This is a genomic window from Burkholderia sp. Nafp2/4-1b, from assembly GCF_003635165.1.
GTDB lineage: Bacteria > Pseudomonadota > Gammaproteobacteria > Burkholderiales > Burkholderiaceae > Burkholderia.
Genome location: NZ_ML058628.1, coordinates 189,885 through 203,863 on the forward strand (window position 1 = coordinate 189,885; position 13,979 = coordinate 203,863).

The 13,979-nt window shown below is 66.7% G+C and carries 11 protein-coding genes and 2 pseudogenes; 4 read left to right on the top strand and 9 right to left on the bottom strand.

Annotated features, from left to right (window positions below):
- Window positions 1-40 precede the first annotated feature (40 nt).
- On the bottom strand, window positions 41-445 hold the full coding sequence (locus C7H84_RS32995; protein ID WP_121862734.1) for a heme-binding protein: 405 nt from the start codon (window positions 443-445) through the stop codon (window positions 41-43).
- Window positions 446-467: 22 nt separating this feature from the next.
- Window positions 468-748 (bottom strand): annotated as a pseudogene (gene glcF, locus C7H84_RS33000) (glycolate oxidase subunit GlcF); the annotation flags it as partial.
- Between glcF and C7H84_RS37335 the strand changes: the two are divergent.
- A pseudogene (locus C7H84_RS37335) lies at window positions 715-825 on the top strand (transcriptional regulator GlcC); the annotation flags it as partial. The pseudogenes glcF and C7H84_RS37335 overlap by 34 nt on opposite strands.
- A 146-nt stretch (window positions 826-971) precedes the next feature.
- Here C7H84_RS37335 and C7H84_RS33010 read toward each other — a convergent pair.
- From C7H84_RS33010 to ugpC, 5 genes are all read right to left on the bottom strand, one after another.
- A complete protein-coding gene (locus tag C7H84_RS33010; protein ID WP_121862735.1) occupies window positions 972-1,823 on the bottom strand; it encodes a carbohydrate ABC transporter permease in 852 nt (283 codons plus the stop codon).
- A 21-nt stretch (window positions 1,824-1,844) separates the two neighbouring features.
- Window positions 1,845-2,819, bottom strand: coding sequence for a sugar ABC transporter permease (locus tag C7H84_RS33015; RefSeq protein ID WP_121862736.1), 975 nt, complete (start codon window positions 2,817-2,819; stop codon window positions 1,845-1,847).
- A 54-nt stretch (window positions 2,820-2,873) separates the two neighbouring features.
- Entirely contained in the window at window positions 2,874-4,133 is a 1,260-nt protein-coding gene (locus C7H84_RS33020; protein WP_121862737.1) for an extracellular solute-binding protein, read from the bottom strand.
- 73 nt (window positions 4,134-4,206) lie between these two features.
- Entirely contained in the window at window positions 4,207-6,201 is a 1,995-nt protein-coding gene (locus C7H84_RS33025) for a beta-galactosidase (RefSeq protein WP_121862738.1), read from the bottom strand.
- Between the two features lie 9 nt (window positions 6,202-6,210).
- Entirely contained in the window at window positions 6,211-7,377 is a 1,167-nt protein-coding gene (ugpC, locus tag C7H84_RS33030) for a sn-glycerol-3-phosphate ABC transporter ATP-binding protein UgpC (RefSeq protein ID WP_121862739.1), read from the bottom strand.
- Window positions 7,378-7,567: 190 nt separating this feature from the next.
- On the opposite strand from ugpC, the gene C7H84_RS33035 reads away from it, so the two are divergent.
- Window positions 7,568-8,602 carry a LacI family DNA-binding transcriptional regulator gene (locus C7H84_RS33035; RefSeq protein ID WP_121862740.1) on the top strand — a complete coding sequence of 345 codons (1,035 nt, stop codon included), beginning with the start codon at window positions 7,568-7,570 and terminating at the stop codon, window positions 8,600-8,602.
- Window positions 8,603-8,725: 123 nt separating this feature from the next.
- Here C7H84_RS33035 and C7H84_RS33040 read toward each other — a convergent pair whose 3' ends face one another.
- Both C7H84_RS33040 and C7H84_RS33045 read right to left on the bottom strand, forming a co-directional pair.
- On the bottom strand, window positions 8,726-10,831 hold the full coding sequence (locus tag C7H84_RS33040; protein ID WP_121862741.1) for a TonB-dependent receptor: 2,106 nt from the start codon (window positions 10,829-10,831) through the stop codon (window positions 8,726-8,728).
- 228 nt (window positions 10,832-11,059) lie between these two features.
- The gene (locus C7H84_RS33045) at window positions 11,060-11,701 is read right to left on the bottom strand and encodes a GntR family transcriptional regulator (RefSeq protein ID WP_121862742.1); all 642 of its coding nucleotides are present in this window, start codon (window positions 11,699-11,701) and stop codon (window positions 11,060-11,062) included.
- 92 nt (window positions 11,702-11,793) lie between these two features.
- On the opposite strand from C7H84_RS33045, the gene C7H84_RS33050 reads away from it, so the two are divergent.
- Together C7H84_RS33050 and C7H84_RS33055 are read left to right on the top strand one after the other, a co-directional pair.
- Window positions 11,794-12,270, top strand: a complete 477-nt coding sequence (locus C7H84_RS33050) for an OsmC family protein (RefSeq protein ID WP_121862743.1) — start codon at window positions 11,794-11,796, stop codon at window positions 12,268-12,270.
- Window positions 12,271-12,762: 492 nt separating this feature from the next.
- Window positions 12,763-13,979, top strand: a 1,217-nt coding sequence (locus C7H84_RS33055) for a filamentous hemagglutinin N-terminal domain-containing protein (RefSeq protein WP_121862758.1), incomplete at its 3' end; no start/stop codon positions are given.

Genomic DNA, 13,979 nt, shown 5'->3' on the forward strand with positions numbered 1-13,979 from the left:
TGATTCCTCCCGGGGAATGAAAAACGCGCGCGTTGGCTGGCTATGCCACGACGCTTTGTGTGCCGGCGCGGGCGATCTGCGCGTCCTGTTCGGACTTTACGCCGGACACACCGATCGCGCCCGCAATGCGGCCGTCCACCGTGATGGGCACGCCGCCTTCGAGCAAGCCCGTCAGCGGCGCGCTCAGAAACGCGGTGCGGCCACCGTTGATCATATCCTCATACGCCTTCGTCTCGCGACGGCCGAGCGCCGCCGCGCGCGCCTTGTCCTGCGCGATGGCGGCGCTGGCCGGGGATGCGCCGTCGAGGCGCGCGAACGCGAGCAGGTGGCCGCCGTCGTCGACGATGGCGATCGACACGGCCCAGCCGTGACGTTCGGCTTCCGCACGGGCGGCGGCGAGCATGCGTTCGACGTCGGCGAGTTCGAGTTCGGGTTTCGTTTGCATGGATTTCCTCCGGTATCGGCGGTCAGTTGACGAGCCGGTTGTCGACGAGCTCGATCCAGTGGCGCACGGACGTCCGGCCCGCGCCGTTCAGGTGAGTCTGGCAGCCGATGTTGGCCGTGACAATCAGGTCCGGCCGTGCGCTGTTCGCATAGGCGGGGTCGGAACGCAGCAGTTGCCGTATTCCTTCACGAACGCGCCGCAGCCGCTCGTCGTCAGCACGACCGCGTCCGCGCCGGCGTCGATCGCCGGACACCACGCGTCGATGTCGCCGCAAGGCCGCGAGCGAGCATGTCCGGCAGTGCGTCGACTATCCGCGCGAGATCGAAGAGGCGGAGCAGCGGCTCGTGCGCTCGACGCTGCGGCTTGAGGGGTGGACCTGACAGGCAGAGGCCGGCCAGCGTCAATCAATTCCCGCTTGAAAATGGCAGGCGCCGGTTTCCAACGGACGGCTGCGGCCATCAACGACAAACTGAGCGGCGTGCCAGGTGAGCGGAAAAACCGGCGGGACCGTTGCGGCGCCGCCAGCTCACCCCTTCGTCGCCCCGAACGTCAGCCCCGCAACAAAATGCCTCTGCATCGCGAAGAACATCGCGACCGACGGCAACGCGGCGAGAATCGACCCGGCCGAAACAAGATTCCACGCAGTGGTCCACTGTCCCTTCAACGCGGCCACGCCCGCCGTAATCGGCGCGGCCTCATCACCTTGCGTGAGACACAGCGCCCAGAAGTAATCGTTCCACACGAACGTGAACACGAGAATCGCCAGCGCCGCCAACGCCGGCCGAATCAACGGCAGCACGATCCGCCAGAACACCGTCCACTCGCCGGCACCTTCGATCCGCGCCGCCTCGATCAGCTCGAACGGCAACTGCTTGATGAAATTGCGCAGAAACAGCGTACAGAACCCCGTCTGAAACGCGACGTGAAAAAGAATCAACGCTTCGACCGTATTGAACAACCCGAGCCTGAGCGACAAATCACGAACGGGAATCATCAACACCTGCACCGGTACGAAATTCCCCGCGACGAACGTCCCGAACAACGCGGCATTCCCGCGGAACCGGTAAGTCGCCAGCGCGAACCCGGCCATCGCCGCCAGCGCGATCGACCCGATCACCGACGGCACCGTGATCTGCACGCTGTTCCAGAAGTAATGCAGCATCGGCGACGTAGTCAGCGCGTCGCGATAGTTCTCGATCATCGAGAAATGCCGCGGCCAGCCCCAGTAGTGGCCTTCGGCGAGCTCCTCGGTGGAGCGCACCGACGTGACGAACACCGCGATCATCGGCAGCAGCCAGATCACGAGCGCGACGGGCAGCGACAGCTTGTACAGCCGGCGCGATACCGGTTTCCAGTGGGCAACGGGTGTCGGAAACATGATGAATGAACTCCCGAAAGGTCACTGTTCGTTGCGCAGCAGGCGGCGCAACTGGAACACGATGTAGACGAGCATGATCGCGAACAGCACGACGGCGATCGCCGCGGAATAGCCGAGCCGGTAGTACTTGATCGCCTGGTCGTACATGTAATACGCGAGCACGGTCGAACTCTCGAACGGGCCGCCGCCCGTCATCACCGAAATCAGGTCGAAGCTGCGCAGCGCGCCGATCACGGTGACGACGATCGCCATGAACGTGGTCGGCCGCAACTGCGGCAGCACGACGTGCCACAGCAGCGCGAAGCCGCGAGCACCTTCCATCCGCGCCGCTTCGATCTGTTCCGGATCCACCGACGTGAGGCCGGTCAGGTACAGGATCATGCAGTACGCGGTCTGCGGCCACAGCGCGGCGAACACGATGCCGAAGGTCGCATAGCGCGCATCGCCGAGCACGGGGATCCCGTGTCCGGCGAGCAGCGCGAGCAGCCCGAAGGTCGGATCGTAGAACCACGAAAAGATCAGCCCGACCACCACGCCGGACAGCACGAACGGCGCGAAGAACAGCGACTTCACGAGCCGGATGCCGGCGACCGCCTGGTTCAGGTACAGCGCGAGCGCGAGGCCGAGCGGCGGCGCGAGCATGAACAGCACGAGCCAGATCACGTTGTTGCGCAGCGCGGTGTAGAAGGTCGGCGCGTGCAGCAGCTCGACGTAGTTCGCGACACCGACGAACGTGCGCTCGGTCATCCCGTCCCAGTTGCAGAGGCTCAGCCACAGCGTCGACAGGATCGGCCAGATCACATAGACGGCAACCATTGCGCACGCCGGCGCGAGAAAGAGCCACGCGGCGCGGCGCTGCCGCCGCACGGCCGGCGACGGGCGCCGCGCAGGCAGCGTGGAGCACGTGGATCGTACGGCGGGCAACCTGCTGCCCGGCGGCGCGGCGGCAGGCGCGGCGGGCGTTTCGACGGGTCTGGACGTGATCGGACTGGACACGGCAAGCCTCCTGGGCGGACGCGGCGGCACACGGCCGCCGCTGGGGTCACGCGATTACTTCTTGTAGATCCGCTTGCGGGTCTGCTCGAGCTGAGCGAGCACGGTATCGAGCTGCGCGGGATTCGCGACGAACTGCTGCATCCCCTTCATCCCTTCGTCGGCCATCTCCTTCGTCATGTCGCGGTCGTAGAACTGCGCGACGCCGCCCTTCGTATCGGCAAGGATCCGGAAGCCGATCCGCGAGATCGGGTCGGCCGGCTCCGGCGACTTGCTGTTGGCCGACAGCGAACCGAGCCCTTCCGCGAGCTTCGCGCCGATCTCCGGCGTTTCGACGAACGCGAGGAACGTATGCGCGTCGGCCTTGTTCTTCGCCTTGGTCGGGATGTGCAGCGACTCGACCGGGCCGTCCTCGGCGGTCGGCACCTTCGAATCGATGATCGGGAAGCGGTAGTAGCCCATTTGCTGCTTCACGTTCGGCGGAAAGCCCGCCGCGATGAAGGTGCCCATCAGCATCATCGCGGCCTTGCCCTGGAACAGGAACGGCTGCGCGCCGTCGAGATCGTAGGACAGTGCGTTGTCGATGAAGTAGCCCGAGTCGATCAGCGATTTCCACGTCGTGTAGACCTTCTTCACACGCGGGTCGGTGTACGGCACGTCGCCGGCCATCAGCTGCTGGTGGAACGCGTTGCCGTTCACGCGCAGGTCGAGATAGTCGAACCAGCCGGCGAGCGTCCACGCGTCGCGGCCGCCGACCGCGATCGGCGTGATGCCGGCCGCCTTCAGCTTCTTGCAGGCATCGAGAAATTGCTCCCACGTCTTCGGTTCGTCGGCGATGCCGACCTTGCTGAAGAGGTCCTTGCGATAGAACAGCCCCCACGAGTAGTAGACGGTCGGCGCCGCGTACTGCTTGCCGTTGTACGACGATGCGCTGCGCGTCGACGCGTACATCGCGTCCCAGCCGTTCTTCGTCCAGTCGCCGCTCAGATCCTCGAACAGGCCGCGCCTCGCGTAGTACGCCATCCGCTCGCCCGCGTGCCAGTTCACCACGTCCGGCGCGACGGTCGTGAGCCATGCAGGCAACTGCACCTTGTACGCTTCCTCGTCGACGAAGGTGGGCTTCACGTCGATGTCGGGATGGGCCTTGTGGAACGCTTCGATCGTCGACTGCCACACGGCGCGCTGGCTGGCGCCCTTGAACGCGATGTTGATCGTCAGCGTGCCCGCGTCGGCCGGCGCCGCGGCGCCGAACGATGCGAACGCGATGGCGGCGGCGGTCGCGAGTCGGGCGGCGACGCGAAGGGGGCGATGTGTCATGTGTGTCTCCAGTCCTGTATGTCGTTGTGCGTGACCGGCGCGCGTCATGGCGTCATGGCGCCGGGGGCGGTTGCTACGAACGGCTTCGATACACGGCGACGCCTTGCGGCTCGACCTGCGCGGCGCCGACCACGAATGCGGCGGGCGGCACCCCATCGATCGTGTGCGGCGTGTTGCGGTAGTTGAATACGTAGGTGAGGCCGCCGCGCCGGCTCACGCGCACGCCGTCGGCGAGCGGTGTCGGTGTCAGGCCGGCTTCGGTCGCGACGTCGGCGAACAGGCGCGCGGTGGTCTCATCGTCGAACAGCGCGGCCCAGTAGTGCAGCGTGCCGTGCGACACGCAGGCCGGATGGCCGTCGGCGAAGCGCGCGCGCACGACGCTGCGTGCGTCGTCGTCGCGCAGTTCGACGAGGTCGCGCCAGTGGCGCGCGTCGCCGGTGAGCGGCGCGCCGTCGCGCAACGTGCCGACGACCCGCTCGGTCACGTTCGGCCGCAGCGATTCGACGCGCCACACACGCAGCGGCAGGATCGATGCGAGCGGGCCGGGCGGCAGCGTCGGCGGAATCCGCAGGTCGACGGTCTTCGAACCGGTGCGCGGGCCGAACACCACGTGCGCACTCGATGCGGCGACACGCGTCGCGAAGTCGTCCGGCACGATCGGAAGCGGCGGCACGACGACGAGCCGGTAACCGTCGAGCGGTGCATGCGCGGAAACGATGTCGACGTCGAGGCCGAGCGAACGCAGCGCCGAGTAGTACTCGAACGCGAAGCGCGGGTAGTGGAAATCGGCGCCTTGCGGCTGCACTTCGAACAGCCACTTCGCTTCATAGTCGAACACGAGCGCGACGGGCGCGCGCACCGCGCCGTTCGCGTCGGCATCGGCCCCCGCGTCGAGCACGGCGGCGATTTCCTGCGCGACGCGCTGCGCTTCGCGGCCGCCTTCGTCGAGCCGATTGTCCGGCGTGTGCAGGCCCGCGTGCATCTGCTCCTGCGCGAACGGTGCCTGCCGCCAGCGGAAGTACGACACGCAGCCGGCGCCGTGCGCGAACGCTTCCCAGCTCCACAGCCGCACCATGCCCGGCAGCGGCGCGGGGTTCCAGTGCGCCCAGTTGACGGGGCCCGGCTGCTGTTCCATCACCCAGAACGGGAGCTTCGACATGCCGCGATACAGATCGTGATTGAACGACGCGAAATCCGGATGGCCGGTGCGCAGCCAGCGCGCCTTCACGTCGGGCGCGAACCATAGCTCCTCGAGCGCGCCAAGCGGATAGCTGTCCCACGTCGCGACGTCGAGGTCGCGCGCGACTTCGTAGTGATCGAACTCGGTGAAGAGCTGCATGAAGTTGTGCGCGACGGCGCGGCCCGGCGAATGCGCGCGGATCACGTCGACCTGCATCCGGTGATAACGCGCGACTTCGTCCGACGCGAAGCGCCGGTAGTCGAGACGGTGCGACGGATGCGCTTCGGTCACGGTGCCGACGGGCGCGTCGACTTCGTCGAAATGCCGGTACTCCATGCTCCAGAACACGGTGCCCCACGCGCGGTTCAACGCGTCGATCGTGCCGTAGCGTGCCTTCAGCCATTCGCGGAAGCGCACAAGGGCGGCCGGCGAGTAGCTGACGACCGTCTGGTGGCAGCCGAGCTCGTTGTCGGTCTGCCAGTAGCGCACGGCCGGGTGGCGGCCGTAGCGTTCGGCGACCGCGGTGCAGATCTGGCGCGACGCTTCCAGATAGGTCGGCGACGAAAAGTCGTAATGGCGGCGCGAGCCGAACTTGCGCGGCAGGCCGTCCGCGCCGATCGCGAGGATCTCGGGGTGGCGGTCGATCAGCCACTTCGGCGGCGTCGCGGTCGGCGTGCACATCACGATCTCGAGGCCGGCCGCGCCCAGCACGTCGACGGCGCGGTCGAGCCAGCCCCAGTCGTATTCGCCCGGCGACGGCTCGATGCGGCTCCATGCGAATTCGGCGATCCGCACCTGCGCGATGCCGAGGGCCTGCATCCGGCGGGCGTCGTCGGCCCACATCGATTCCGGCCAGTGTTCCGGGTAGTAACAGACTCCGAGGCGCATGCCCGATCCTTATGCGTAGTGGTGGACGGGAAGGTCGGCGCACGCGGGCACCGCGCGGCCGTCTTCGGTGAAGAGGTGACAGGCCGCGGCCGGCGCATGCGCGTGCACGCGTTCGCCGCGCCGCAGCGGCGCGTCGCCGGGCACTTTCGCGATCAGCGGCATGGCGTTGGGCTGGCCGGGCTGGCCCGGCTGCTCGAGGTGCACGTAGGTCTGCTCGCCGAGGCGTTCGACGAGTGCGACGTCGCGCGCGAGCGTCGTTGCATCGGGGGCGGTGCCGAGCGTCAGATGTTCGGGGCGGATGCCGAGCGTCACGGTGGCGCCCGGCGCGAGCGCGGAGCCGTCGCGCGCCAGCGTGAAGGTTTCGCCGGACGGTACGACGGTGACGGCGGTGCGCCGCGCGTCGCAGGCGGCGACGACGGCCGGCAGGAAGTTCATCCGCGGCGAGCCGATGAAGCCGGCGACGAAGCGGCTCGCCGGATGGTGATAAAGGTCGAGCGGCGCGCCGACCTGCGCGATGCTGCCGTGCTGCGCGGTGTCGGCGCCGGCGTGCAGCAGCACGATCTTGTCGGCGAGCGTCATCGCTTCGGTCTGGTCGTGCGTCACGTAGACGACGCTCGCGCGCTCGAACTGCCGATGCAGCTTCGCGATCTCGATGCGCGTCTGGCCGCGCAACGCCGCGTCGAGGTTCGACAGCGGTTCGTCGAACAGGAACACGCCGGGCTCGCGCACGATCGCGCGGCCGATCGCGACGCGCTGCCGCTGGCCGCCGGACAGCGCCTTCGGCTTGCGTTCGAGCAGCGTGTCGAGCTGCAGGATGCGCGCGGCATCGCGCACCTTCCGGTCGATCTCGGCCTTCGGCACGCGTGCGAGCTTTAGCCCGAACGCCATGTTCTCGTAGACGGTCATGTGCGGAAACAGCGCGTAGCTCTGGAACACCATCGCGACGCCGCGCTCGGCGGCCGGTACGTCGTCGACGCGGCGGCCGTCGATCGACAACTCGCCGTCGCTCAGGTCCTCGAGCCCGGCGATCATCCGCAGCAGGGTCGACTTGCCGCAGCCCGACGGGCCGAGGAACACGCAGAACTCGTGCGCGCCGATCTCCAGATCGACGTCGCGTATGACCGGCGCGTGCTCGCCATAAGCCTTCTGCACGCGTCGCATCGAGATGCTCGCCATTGTCTCCGCTCCATGTTTTAATGCGCTCGAGTCGATGCTTAAGCGCTTAATCATCGCGATCAAAAAAAGAGCCGATGGCGATCGCGGCCGAGTCGCGCCCGTCGGTCGGGCGGCAGGGTGTGCGGCGATAGTGCGCCGCTTCGGTGAGCGAAGCAAATACTGGATCAACGTCTCATATAGTGAGCAAGTCATGGCGACACTCGACGAAGTGGCCCGACGCGCCGGCGTGACGGCCGCGACGGTCTCGAACGTGCTGCGCAATCGCGGCCGGGTTGGCGAAGCGACCCGCGCGCGCGTGCTCGAAGCGGTGCAGGCGCTCGGCTACCGGCCGCATCTCGCCGCGCGCGCGCTGGCGGAAGGGCGCGCGCCGACGGTCGCGCTGATGGTATCGAGCATCGCGAACCCGTTCTATCCGGAGTTCGCGCTCGCGGTCGAGCGCGCGGTGCGGCGCAACGGGCAGTTCCTGATCGTCTGCAATACGAACGAAGATCCGTTGCAGGGGCGCGCTTATCTCGACCAGATCGCCGGCACGATCTCCGAAGGCATTCTCGTGACCAATGCAAACCTGCACCTGCCCGATCTGGTCGACGTCGCGCGGCGCGGCGTGCCGGTCGTGCTGTGTCTGTGGGAGCGGCCCGATGCGCCGCCGCCGGGGTTGCCGTGCGTGGCGGTGGATTTCCGCGAGGCGGGGCGGATCGCGACGCGGCATCTGCTCGAACTCGGCCATCGCGAGATCGGCGTGCTCGTCGGCGGGTCGGCAAACGGCGTGCAGGCCGCGCGCTACGACGGCTTCGTCGATGTGATGCGCGAAGCCGGGCTGGATGCGTCGCGCGTCGGCGCCGGGCACGATTCGATCGAAGGCGGCGTGCGCGCGGCGAGCGAGTTGCTCGATGCGCATGCCGAGCTGACCGCGCTGGTCGCGACCAACGACCTGCCCGCGATCGGCGCGCTGCATGCGGCGGCCGATCGGGGCCGGCGCGTGCCCGACGACCTGTCGATCGTCGGCATCACCGATATTCATCTGGCGAGCGACACGCGGCCGACGCTGACGACCGTCGCGATCCCGACCGGCGAGGCGGCGGGGCTCGCGGTCGAACTGCTCAATGCGTTGCGCGAGGCGGGTGGGCAGGTGGACGATGCGTCGCGGGTGCGGACGGCTTCGTTGCCGCGGTTGGTGGTGCGGGGGACGACGGGTGCGGTGCCGCGGCGACGCACGGCCGCGTAGCGGTGGCCGATGCGCGCCGCATGTCGTCATGTTGCGGGCAATGGATCGACATGTCCGTGATGCCGGTGGTGCCGTCGCGTCGTCGCGTCCCTGCGCCGTGCGGCGCGCGCCGTTGCAGCCGTCCTAGAACGAATACGCGAGTGATGCGAACAGGCTGCGCGGCGCGCCCGGCGTGACCCACAGGTTGTTGTACGAGCTGACGTAGTACGTGCGATTGAACAGGTTGTTCAGCACGACCGACGCGCGCAGATGCTTGTTGACCTGCACGTAGCCGTTGAGCTGCACGGTGGCGTAGGCCGGCAGGTCGAAGCCGTCCTGCGTGTTCGCGGTGTTGCCCGCGCGGCGCCCGACGTAGATCACGCCCGCGCCCGCGCCGGCCTTGTCGACGAGCGGCAGCGCGGTTTCGTACATCAGCAGCGCACTGCCGCTCACGCGCGGAATGTCGACGAGGCGCGCGCCCGGCGTCAGCACGCTGTCGTGCGTGACCTGCGCATCGACGTACGCGAGGTTGACGATGCCGCGCAGCCCGTGGCCCAGTTCGCCGTTCCATTCGAATTCCACGCCGCGGCTGCGTACTTCGCCGGCCGCACGCGAGAACCCGGCATTTGCCGAATCGGCGGTCAGCACGTTGCGCTTGTTCACGTAGAACGCGGCGACGGTCGCGAGCCAGCGCGTGCCGGCCCATTTCACGCCGGCTTCGTAGCCGTGCCCCTTCTCCGGATCGAATGCGCGGCCGTTCACGTCGGCGCCGTTGTTCGGCCGGAACGAGTACGCGGTGTTCGCGTACAGCGACAGCGCGGGGCTGGCCTCGTACGCGATCCCGAGCCGCGGGCTCAGCGCGGTTTGCAGCTGGCTCGTCGTCACGCCCTTCAGGCGATTCTCGACCGACTGATGAAAGCGGTCCCAGCGCAACCCGGCGAGCACTTTCCAGTGCGGCCCGAACGCGAGCGTGTCCTGCGCGTACAGGCCCTGGCCGTCGTCGCGCTCGAGCAGGTTCGTCGCGGTGCGCGGCACGGGCGCCGGCTGCCCGTATACCGGATCGAAGATGTCGATCGCATACGGCGCGGCGGCCGTCGGCGTCGAGCGCGAGACGAACTGGTCGTAGTTGAAGCGATATGCGTCGACGCCCATCACGAACGAATGGCCGACGCCGGCGGTGCTGGCCTTGCCGGCCACTTCGACACGCCCCTGCACGTCGTTCGAGTGAAATGCGACCTGCCGGTAGCGGCGCCACAGCGTGCGGCCGTCCGGCTGCAGCGCGAACGCTTCGGACGAGCGGCCGGACAGGTCGGTGTCGCGCTGTGCGAAGCCGGCGTTGACCGACCAGTCGGCGTTGAATCGATGTTCGAGCGTGAACTGGTGCCCCGAGTTGCGCACGTCGTAGTCGCCGTCGCGCGGTTCGCCCATGAACCTCGACGCCGGCACCGCACCGAGCTGCCCGTTGACCGCGACCACGCCGCGATCGAGCGGCGCGCGCTGGCGTGCGGTTTCGAATTCGTAGTGGAGCGTCGTGTCGGCGCCGATATCCCACGTGAACGACGGCGCGAACAGGTAGCGCTTGCTCGACACCGTATCGCGGAAGCTGCCGTTGTCCTCGTTCATCGCGATGAAGCGGTACGCGAGCGACTTCGTGACGGGGCCGGTCGAATCGAGCGTCTCGCGCAGCGCGCCGTAGCTGCCGGCCGACACGCCGATCGTGTTCGAGCGCGCGAACTGCGGCTGCTTCGTCGTGTAGCTGATGAGCCCGCCGGGGTCGCCGCGGCCGTACAGCGCGGACGCCGGGCCCTTGAGGACTTCCATGCGCTCGAGCGTCGCGGTGTCGCGCGGCACGCTGATGCCGCGGTTCCACGAGAAGCCGTTGACGAGGTAGTCGGTGCCGGACGTGTTGCCGTCGCCGGCAAAGCCGCGCACCGCATAGTTGTCCCACAGCCCGCCGAAGTTGTTCTGCCGCGCGACGCCGGCGACCCAGTCGTACAGGTCTTCACCGCGCGTGGCGGCCACGGTCTGGATCAGTTTCGTATCGACGCTGCTGACCGCGAACGGAATCTCCATCACGTCGGATTCGGTGCGCGTCGCACTCGTCGATTCGGACGCGCGAAATGGCGCCTTCGTGCGCTGCCCGGAGATTTCGATTGCGGGCAGCGACAGCTCCTGAGCATCGGCGGCGCTCAGCCCGACCGTGCCGACGACGATGGCCATCGGTGCGGCCGCCCAGTTCTTCCTGCTCATACCCCGTCCTTCAGAGATTGGCCCGCGTTCGGGCACCGCGGGCCGTCTTGCCCCGGCAACCGTGTTCCAAACAGTACATTTGCGCGCCGAAATCTAATGCAAATGAGAGCTATTTGCAATCGTAAGTTGAGCTTGTTGTGTTTAGGCTGAAGGGCTTGGGGCTTGGGGCTTGGGGGCTTGGGGCTCGGGGCTCGGGGCTCGGGGCTTGCGGCTGGGCCCGGGCCTGCGTCACCCGCCTTCGACAAGCCGCAACACGATGCGCCGAGCCGAATCGAGATGCGCGACGGTCATCGCGCGGGCGCCGCGTGCATTGCGTTCGCGGCATGCTTGCAGGATCTCCTCGTGCTCGACCTGGAACGACGGGGTGTCCGCGAGCAGCGTGGCCTGCAGGCGCTCATATCGCTCGACTTGGCTGCGCAGCTCCGCGATCGCCTTCAACAGCCGCTCGTTGCCGCAGCACGAATACAGCAGCGCATGGAATTCACGGTTCAGCTCGCCTTGCCGTTGCGGCACGCTCGATTCGCCGAGCAGCCGATGCACGAGTTCGGCGCGTGCCAGCGTTTCGTCGTCGAGCCGCTTCACGCTGCGATAGATCGCGTCGCCTTCGAGCAGCGCGCGCATGTCGTAGATCTCCTGCACGTCGGCCGCGCTCAGCATCCGCACGACCGCGCCGCGATTGCGGAAGATATCCAGCAGCCCTTCGCGTTCCAGCCTCTGGATCGCTTCGCGCATCGGAATCCGGCTGATCCCGAACCGCTCGGCAAGGTCGCGCTCGACGAGCCGCTCGCCGGCCTGCAACTCGCCGTTGATGATCATTTCCCGCAGCGATGCGGCCACAGCGTCCGCCGTGGAATCGAGTCTGGCTTCCATCCCTTGATCCCTCATTTTGGAATAATGGTATACCAAATGGCATTCCGGTGCCACAATGGCGGCCTCACGTTCCGATATCGAAGGAGAGCGAGATGGCGCATGGCGAACACAAGTACCGCGTGGCAGTGGAGTGGATCGGCAATCGGGGAACCGGCACGTCGGGGTATCGCGAATACAGCCGCGATCATGTGATCCGCGCGGGTTCGAAGCCCGATATTCCGGGCTCGTCGGACTCGGCGTTCCGCGGCGACGCGGCGCGCTGGAATCCGGAGGACCTGCTGCTGGCGTCGGCCTCGGCGTGCCACAAGCTGTGGTATCTGCATCTGTGTTCCGATGCAGGGATCCGCGTGCTCGCGTATGTCGACGATGCCGAAGGGACGATGGTCGACAGCGCCGAGCCGGGGCGCTTCACCGATATCGTGCTGCATCCGCGCGTGACGATCCGTGCGGGCGACGATCGCGCGCTCGCCGAGCGGCTGCATCACGACGCGCATGCGAAGTGTTACGTCGCGAATTCGGTGAATTTCCCGATCCGGTGCGAAGCGGTGATCGAGGTCGCGGCCGGGTGACGCGTGGCGGGGAGAACGCATTGAAGGTCTCTACCCCAACCAATGCAAGCATTGCGCGCCATTTCGTGCCGGAAGAAGTCAGGAAGTCGGAGCAGCTTGCACCCGCGGGCTCGCCCGGCGGCGTGCTTTTGGCGGCGAAGACGTGCGCCCCGATATACGCCGGTTCATCGTGACCGAGTGGACCGGCGCCTTTCCATCGATCTCGAATGCCTATGGTTTGATTCGCCGCATACGGAAACAATTAATTGCGGACAAGAATCGTGCGTGAGAAATCGGCAAACGAAAACTGTGCGACAAGTCGATAGGGTTATCTGTCAGTACGCCTTAGGGACTCAACTGAAGCGTTCGCGGAGCATGTCAATCAGACAGATCTGAAATTGGAAATTTGTGGTTTTCAATCAACGGCTTGGCAATTTTTGACAGTCGTTTTCCGGTGTTTCGTTAATCTCTCGCTCGATAACTAACGAATAGACGCGGGCCGCGTCGGCGAGAATGAACAAGAATACGCACCGCCTGGTGTATTCCAGGCTTCGGGGAATGGTAGTGGCCGTCGCGGAGACGGCGACTGCTGAAGGGAAATCGGCAACGGGCGAGGTGCGCACGCGGCGGCGTTCGTCAACGTCCGGCACGCGCGCCGTCGCGGCGGGCGTGACCGTGCTCGGCATGTTGCCCGCTTTGTCCGGTGCGCAGATTGTTCCGACGCCGGGAACCAGCACACAGGTGATCCAGACGCCGAACGGCTTGCCTCAGGTCAACGTGGCCAAGCCTTCTGGCGCGGGCGTATCGGTCAACACCTACAACCAGTTCGACGTACAAAAAGCCGGCGCGATCCTGAACAATTCGGCCACGATGGTTCAGACGCAGCAGGCAGGCTGGATCAACGGCAACCCGAACTACGGAGCCGGGCAGGCCGCGCGGATCATCGTCAACCAGGTCAACAGCCCGAACGCGTCCCAAATCCGCGGCATGGTCGAGATCGCGGGCGCTCGGGCCGAGCTTGTCATCGCTAATCCGTCCGGGATTTTTGTCGACGGCGGTGGCTTTCTCAATACCAGTCGCGCGACCCTGACAACCGGCGTGCCGTTCTATGGTACCGATGGGTCGCTTGCCGGCTACAACGTTAACCGCGGCCTCGTGACTGTCGCAGGCGCAGGCCTGAATGCGGCCAATATCGATCGGGTCGATCTGATTGCGCGCGCGGTGCAGGTGAACGCGGCGGTCTATGCGAAGAACCTCAATGTAATCGCCGGTACGAATCAGGTTAATCACGACACGCTTGTCGCGACGCCGATCGCCGGTGACGGTCCTGCTCCGTCGGTTGCTATCGATGTAAGCCAGTTGGGTGGCATGTATAGCGATCGGATCTTCCTCGCATCGAACGAGAACGGCGTGGGGGCGGCCAACGCCGGTACGATTGCGGCGCAGGCGGGTGATCTCACATTGCAGTCGAACGGCCGACTTGTGCTCACGGGTAAGACCACGGCGAGCGGCAACCTCGCGCTGTCGGCGGCCGGCGGCATCCACAACAGCGGCACGACGTACGCGCAGCAATCGCTGTCGGCGAACACCACCGCCGATCTCACGAACAGCGGGACGCTCGCGGCGCAGCAGAATACGACAGTCAATGCCGGCAGCGTCAATTCGACCGGCACGCTCGGCGCGGGCGTGAACAACGACGGTTCCGTCGCTCGCAGCGGCGACTTGATTTT

What these genes read in the sequence shown, in the direction of transcription:
- C7H84_RS33040 (WP_121862741.1), bottom strand. Translation starts at nt 10,831, where the DNA reads ATGAGCAGGAAGAACTGGGCGGCCGCACCGATGGCCATCGTCGTCGGC.
- C7H84_RS33020 (WP_121862737.1), bottom strand. Translation starts at nt 4,133, where the DNA reads ATGACACATCGCCCCCTTCGCGTCGCCGCCCGACTCGCGACCGCCGCC.
- C7H84_RS33025 (WP_121862738.1), bottom strand. Translation starts at nt 6,201, where the DNA reads ATGCGCCTCGGAGTCTGTTACTACCCGGAACACTGGCCGGAATCGATG.
- C7H84_RS33035 (WP_121862740.1), top strand. Translation starts at nt 7,568, where the DNA reads ATGGCGACACTCGACGAAGTGGCCCGACGCGCCGGCGTGACGGCCGCG.
- C7H84_RS33010 (WP_121862735.1), bottom strand. Translation starts at nt 1,823, where the DNA reads ATGTTTCCGACACCCGTTGCCCACTGGAAACCGGTATCGCGCCGGCTG.
- ugpC (WP_121862739.1), bottom strand. Translation starts at nt 7,377, where the DNA reads ATGGCGAGCATCTCGATGCGACGCGTGCAGAAGGCTTATGGCGAGCAC.
- C7H84_RS32995 (WP_121862734.1), bottom strand. Translation starts at nt 445, where the DNA reads ATGCAAACGAAACCCGAACTCGAACTCGCCGACGTCGAACGCATGCTC.
- C7H84_RS33045 (WP_121862742.1), bottom strand. Translation starts at nt 11,701, where the DNA reads ATGGAAGCCAGACTCGATTCCACGGCGGACGCTGTGGCCGCATCGCTG.
- C7H84_RS33050 (WP_121862743.1), top strand. Translation starts at nt 11,794, where the DNA reads ATGGCGCATGGCGAACACAAGTACCGCGTGGCAGTGGAGTGGATCGGC.